Source organism: Salinimicrobium oceani, from assembly GCF_012037645.1.
Genome location: NZ_JAAVJR010000967.1, coordinates 1 through 381, shown reverse-complemented (window position 1 = coordinate 381; position 381 = coordinate 1). Strand labels below are relative to the sequence as shown.

Genomic DNA, 381 nt, shown 5'->3' with positions numbered 1-381 from the left:
ATATGGCAGCGAATGGAGACACCATCAGGATCAAAGCGGGGACCTATAAGGAGAACGAGATCACGATCATCGATAAATCCCTTTATCTTATTGGGGAAGATTATCCTGTGATCGATGCCCAAATGAAAGGTACCGCGCTGACCATACGTGCAGAAGATTTTTCTGTTGAAGGCTTGAAGATCATTAACATTGGTACCAGCCATACAAGTGACCATGCAGCCATTTTAGTATCAGGATCGAAAAATTTCAGGATAGAAAGAAACAGGCTGGAAAATATCTTTTTTGGGATCCTTGTAGAAAAATCTTCCAACGGGGTTATTTCCCGAAATAGGATCAGCAGCAAAGCTGTTTCCCAGGCAAAGTCCGGAAATGGGATCCATA

At 42.8% G+C, this 381-nt stretch carries 1 protein-coding gene; it reads left to right on the top strand.

Features of this window, described 5'->3' with window-relative positions; translation table 11 throughout:
- Positions 1–381: right-handed parallel beta-helix repeat-containing protein (locus HC175_RS20290; RefSeq protein ID WP_209310145.1), on the top strand; the 381-nt coding region annotated here is incomplete at both ends.